Origin of the sequence: Microcystis flos-aquae FACHB-1344 (assembly GCF_014698375.1) — a bacterium.
Taxonomy (GTDB): Bacteria; Cyanobacteriota; Cyanobacteriia; order Cyanobacteriales; family Microcystaceae; genus Microcystis; species Microcystis aeruginosa.
This window is the reverse complement of the sequence record NZ_JACJSW010000050.1, coordinates 1-4896: the sequence shown is the minus strand read 5'-3', so window position 1 is coordinate 4896 and position 4896 is coordinate 1. Positions and strand designations below refer to the sequence as shown.

Below are 4896 nucleotides of genomic sequence, written 5' to 3'. Positions count from 1 at the left end.
CTCGCCTTTTCTTTGATCCGCCTCAAGCCAGGAAAACACCCCGATTTTTCTAGGGGTCTAACGGCTATGCGCCTTATCCAGCAAGCCTTTTAGTCGCCTTGTCACCCCTTGAACCTTGATAAAGTTCGCTCAGTTCCGTCCATTTCTCCTCACTTTTTAAACCGTATTCTTTGAAGATTTCTTCAAATTCTGTTGTGAAACCTTGCAGGTATAAAGTTTTAATTTTATCGGATTTTAAGGTGACAAAATCTCTGGGAAGTTCCCAACTAATTAAAATCAAGCAACTTTGATGAGATGTGGTAGCAATTTGCTGAAAAAATTTATGATAATCCTGACAGTCGCTTAAATATTTACCTGCTAATTCCCCCAGTTTAAAAATATTCTGTACATCATCAAGAATAATTAAACAACGATAGGAGCTTAGATAATCTATTATATCGGGTAAGGGGGTTGATAGAGATTGGCTGAAAAACTGTTTTAGATCATCTTTGAGAGCGATTAATTGAGGAATATTTTCCAGGCTGCGATAAATAATATAATCAAATTCTGGGGCAATTTCTGAAACTAATTTAAGGGTTAAAGCTGTTTTTCCGATTCCACTTAACCCATAAATAGTAATTAATCGAGTTTTATTATCTAGCCATTCTTTTAAGGTAGATAGTTCTAAATCGCGTCCATAGTTACACCTTAATTCAGGAGCTTTTGTTAGGTTAATTATGGGGGATTGATGATCATTATCTGGAAAATTTGAAGACTTTTTTAAGTTGTTTTCTGAGTAAGGATTATTTTCTCGACAGATATTTATATGGTTATTGCCGATATTATTACAATGATAGTTAACAAAGTGATAAATAGTAGATGAAGCTTTATTTTCTAAAATAGAACGAACATTAGACTTTTTTATATCTTCTTGAAAAACATCTGATAACAGTTGCCATAACTTCCATGCTTCTTTTTTTATATGGTCATAACTGCGCTGATTATCTTTGGCAATTTCTTCATAATCTTGATGTTCCCAAATACCCTGTAAGATGGATTCTTGCAATGAATCAAGATGTTTACCGGTTTTCTCTAATACCTGTTTATCTGTCCATTCTAAAAGGGTTTGAATATCCATATAAGTAAGTGATAGAACATTTGTATTGCTGGTTGGGATGAGGGAACATATTTTAGTTTTCTTGTTTTTTTATCAGACTAATAATCATTTTACTTCCCTCTTGCAAGAGATCAATGTATTGCCTACGAACATTGTACCCCATAAAGTCGGGAAGGCCAAACTGTCATAGCAAATCCGCCTTAGAAAGTAAAGCTTGTAGTCATATTACTCGTAGGGTGCGCCCTTCAATAGCGTAACGCACCAATTTAATGGTGGTGCGTTACGGCGAATTATTAATTTTGGTTTTTTGACTAAATTGATAGCCGCCTAACGCACCCTACTGGTTTGTTTCAGCTAAAATAGGGCAATAGATTTCGGCTTAAAGTCTTAGATTATAGAATTTATAGCATTTTTCTAATACACCAAATTAGCTGAAACAGTCCACTACACTCTACGGACTCGTAGGGTGCGCTCTTCAATAGCGTAACGCACCAATTTAATAATAGAGGTGGTGCGTTACGGCGAATTATTAATTTTGGTTTTTTGACTAAATTGATAGCCGCCTAACGCACCCTACACTCTACGGACTACTGATTAACTAGAAATTTGAGAAAAGATTAATAAAGGGTTTTTTATTTTTCCAGCGATAGGTATTAAAATCTCGATTATCAATTGATAAGATACGTCCATTTCCTAACTCTTCTGCTAAGATAACTAGGGAGGCATCGGCTAAGTCCATTGGCAGACTTTGATATTGTTTCATAAGGTCTTGAATTCTTTCTAGATGAGTATTTTCAAGGTGAAATAATAGAAATTTTTGGGGATGTCTCTCAAATACGTTCATTAATTTTATTTGTTTTTCAACTCCTGTATAGAGATTTGGAGAACGTTGTAAAAGAAGATGACAACTTTCTGTTAAAACACACCAAGTTGTAATTAGGGGTTGAGAAGAATACTGTGCTAAGGTTTGCTGTGCTATTAGATGATATTGATCTTTATTGTTAAATAAAGCCACCCAGAACCCAGTATCAACGATGATCATATTTAGCTTTTAATCCTTCTTTGAGAACGGATTTATAATTAGTAGAAAGGTCGGATTCTGCACTAATACAACCGATTAATCCAGATTCTTTTAAAATGTCTAGGGTACTTTGAGCTTCAGGGTTTATTTTTGCTGCAATCTCTGGCTTTTTTGCCAAAGAATAGCGTTTTTTTAATAACTCAATAAAATCAATCAGTAAGTTTTGTGCTTCTTCAGGTAATTGGTTAATATCTTGTTGAATTTGTTCTAAGTTAATCATTAATTGTCCTCCGTTAAGGTTTTTAAACAGGCTGCTAATCTTTAAGCGACTGTTTCTGACATTTAAACCTACTGATTTGTTTCCGACTGTCACCTGTTACTTAATCGATTAATATTAATTCCAATGCTTGATTAATAATTTGATTTTTATCGATCATAGCCTCAATTTCTTCGGGTTGATATATACCCTCAAAAGCTTCTAATGCCGCTTGTCTTAAGGCTGAAGAATAAGCATCATCTAAGGTTTCTTTTAATTCTTCTATTGTTAGATAATTTTCTCCAGTTTTACGTCGTTTATTAATGCGTTGAATCTGTCGAACAGAATTAGAAATAGAGGTTTCCCATGAGCGGGTACTGCGGTTTTCTGCTTGCTGTTTAATCAGATGTAATAGAACAATAATACTAAAGCTAAAAATCTTATTGAGCTTATCATCCTTACTCATTTCTGTCATTTCCTCTACCAAGATCAAGGCATCGGGAACATTGCCAGCTATTAATAGATTTTTTAACTCTAATAATTCTTCCATTTTTTACTTTTTTTACTGATTAACCTCTTGATTTAGTAATTTGTTCCGCATTTAAATTAACCCAAGTTGCTAGTTATAAGCTTCGCTAGTTCGATCCCCCTAAATCCCCCTTAAAAAGGGGGACTTTGAGTCTGGTTCCCTCCTTAAAAAGGGAGACTTTGAGTCTGGTTCCCTCTTTTTTGCCACTAAATCCCACTTTATCCCACAAAAATTATTGTATCAGAAAATCCAAAATGGCCACAAATTCCCACAGACAAAACCAAAGTGAACATCTAGATTGTAAGAATCACTCAGTTTTTTGGAGTCTTATCAGGTTATGAACAAGATACTAGCTAATTGTATCAGCTTAGGGATCGGATTGGGTGCGATCGGGGTGGCTTTCCAGGCACAAGCTGCCTCTTTTCAGGGGTTAGGAGACTTACCTGGTGGTATTTTCGGGAGCGCAGCCTATGGAGTATCAGCTGATGGGTCTGTTGTGGTTGGTAGAAGTGAAACTGCTAATGGTACTGATTTTAATAGTGAGGCATTCCGTTGGACACAAGCAACGGGGATGGTTGGACTAGGGTACTTACCAGCGCCACCTTGTGTCACATGGACGGAGATTCCATATTGCCCAAAGCATATAAAATATAGCAGTGCTTCAGGAGTATCAGGGGATGGGTCTGTTGTGGTTGGTTCAGGCTCTCTTTCTAGCGCTGGTGATACGGCATTCCGTTGGACACAAGCAGGGGGAATGGTCGTACTAGAGGACTTACCTGGTACCAGACCTGGCGATGTCCCCGGTGTAAAAGTATCAGCAGATGGGTCTGTTGTAGTTAGTGGGGGATACCGTTGGACACAAGAAACGGGGGCGGTCGGACTAGGGGACTTACTGGGAGGCTTTTCCTATAGCAGGGCTTCAGGAGTATCAGCCGATGGGTCTGTTGTAGTTGGTAAAAGCGGTGATGAGGCATTCCGTTGGACACAAGGGACAGGTATGGTAGGACTAGGGTACTTACCGGGGGTTAATGGTTTCCTTGGCTTTAGCGAGGCTAATGGAGTATCAGCAGATGGGTCTGTTGTTGTTGGTTCAAGTTCGGGTGCTAATGGTGGTGGGGCATTCCGTTGGACACAAGCAGGGGGAATGGTCGGACTAGGGGTACTATCTGGAGGTATAGCTAGCATAGCTAATGGAGTATCAGCCGATGGGTCTGTCGTGGTTGGTTACAGCGCGACAGACCCTTTCACCGGCGCAGAGGCATTTATCTGGAATAGCGCTCAAGGGATGCGGAGCTTACAACAGGTTTTAACTAATGATTATGGTTTAGATTTAACCGGTTGGTCTTTGAATCGAGCTAACGCAATTTCTGCCGATGGGTTAACGGTTGTGGGTTATGGGACTAACCCTAATGGTCTGAACGAAGCTTGGATTGCTCGTTTAGATGGAGAACCAGTTTCCCAACCCGGAACAACGCCTACCAATCCGCTTCTCCCTACCCCAAATCCAAGCAACCCCGACGGTTTTACCTTTCCTGGTGTTCCCGTCGGTGATAATGGATTGGGTACAACTAACCCCATCTTTTTCGATCCGATTGTGTCGGTAGGATACGATTACGCAGTGACAGGCGGACCCTTATTCGCCTCTGTTTTAATCCCCAATGCTCTCCCCCAGGGCGACAGTAACTTTATCCTAGAATTACCCGGATTTGGCAATTATTCTCTAGTTGCGGGAACAACTTTCAACTTGTTGGGTGTTAATCCCCTTGGCTTTAGTGATTTTCGCATCAGTGATATCGATCCTGCGGAAATGCTCGATCCAACTAATCCTACTGCTTTTGTGACGGGGTTAACATTTACTGCTGCTGGAACAGTAACAGTCACCTGACAGGGGGACAAGCCAGCTGAAAAGCTTATGTAGCATGGAATACAGACACAGACTCCCAAAAAAGATAAGTCATATTTACCATATATGACCTAAATAACGAAAATGATAA

4 protein-coding genes and 1 pseudogene are annotated in these 4896 nt (G+C 39.3%); 1 reads left to right on the top strand and 4 read right to left on the bottom strand.

Annotation, left to right across the window (positions count from 1 at the left end; translation table 11 throughout):
- Positions 1–112 precede the first annotated feature (112 nt).
- From H6G48_RS03755 to H6G48_RS03740, 4 genes and pseudogenes are all read right to left on the bottom strand, one after another.
- Positions 113–1117: pseudogene (locus tag H6G48_RS03755) on the bottom strand (helix-turn-helix domain-containing protein); the annotation flags it as partial.
- A 577-nt stretch (positions 1118–1694) separates the two neighbouring features.
- On the bottom strand, positions 1695–2138 hold the full coding sequence (locus H6G48_RS03750) for a type II toxin-antitoxin system VapC family toxin (protein ID WP_106909825.1): 444 nt from the start codon (positions 2136–2138) through the stop codon (positions 1695–1697).
- Complete coding sequence (locus H6G48_RS03745) at positions 2125–2397, bottom strand: hypothetical protein (RefSeq protein ID WP_002761103.1); 273 nt, start codon at positions 2395–2397, stop codon at positions 2125–2127. Before H6G48_RS03745 ends, H6G48_RS03750 begins: the two co-directional genes overlap by 14 nt.
- A 100-nt stretch (positions 2398–2497) precedes the next feature.
- Positions 2498–2923 carry a DUF29 family protein gene (locus H6G48_RS03740; protein ID WP_190719195.1) on the bottom strand — a complete coding sequence of 142 codons (426 nt, stop codon included), beginning with the start codon at positions 2921–2923 and terminating at the stop codon, positions 2498–2500.
- A 316-nt stretch (positions 2924–3239) separates the two neighbouring features.
- On the opposite strand from H6G48_RS03740, the gene H6G48_RS03735 reads away from it, so the two are divergent.
- Complete coding sequence (locus H6G48_RS03735; protein ID WP_190719191.1) at positions 3240–4787, top strand: HAF repeat/PEP-CTERM domain-containing protein; 1548 nt, start codon at positions 3240–3242, stop codon at positions 4785–4787.
- Positions 4788–4896: the final 109 nt, after the last annotated feature.

What these genes read in the sequence shown, in the direction of transcription:
- H6G48_RS03750 (WP_106909825.1), bottom strand. Translation starts at nt 2,138, where the DNA reads ATGATCATCGTTGATACTGGGTTCTGGGTGGCTTTATTTAACAATAAA.
- H6G48_RS03745 (WP_002761103.1), bottom strand. Translation starts at nt 2,397, where the DNA reads ATGATTAACTTAGAACAAATTCAACAAGATATTAACCAATTACCTGAA.
- H6G48_RS03740 (WP_190719195.1), bottom strand. Translation starts at nt 2,923, where the DNA reads ATGGAAGAATTATTAGAGTTAAAAAATCTATTAATAGCTGGCAATGTT.
- H6G48_RS03735 (WP_190719191.1), top strand. Translation starts at nt 3,240, where the DNA reads ATGAACAAGATACTAGCTAATTGTATCAGCTTAGGGATCGGATTGGGT.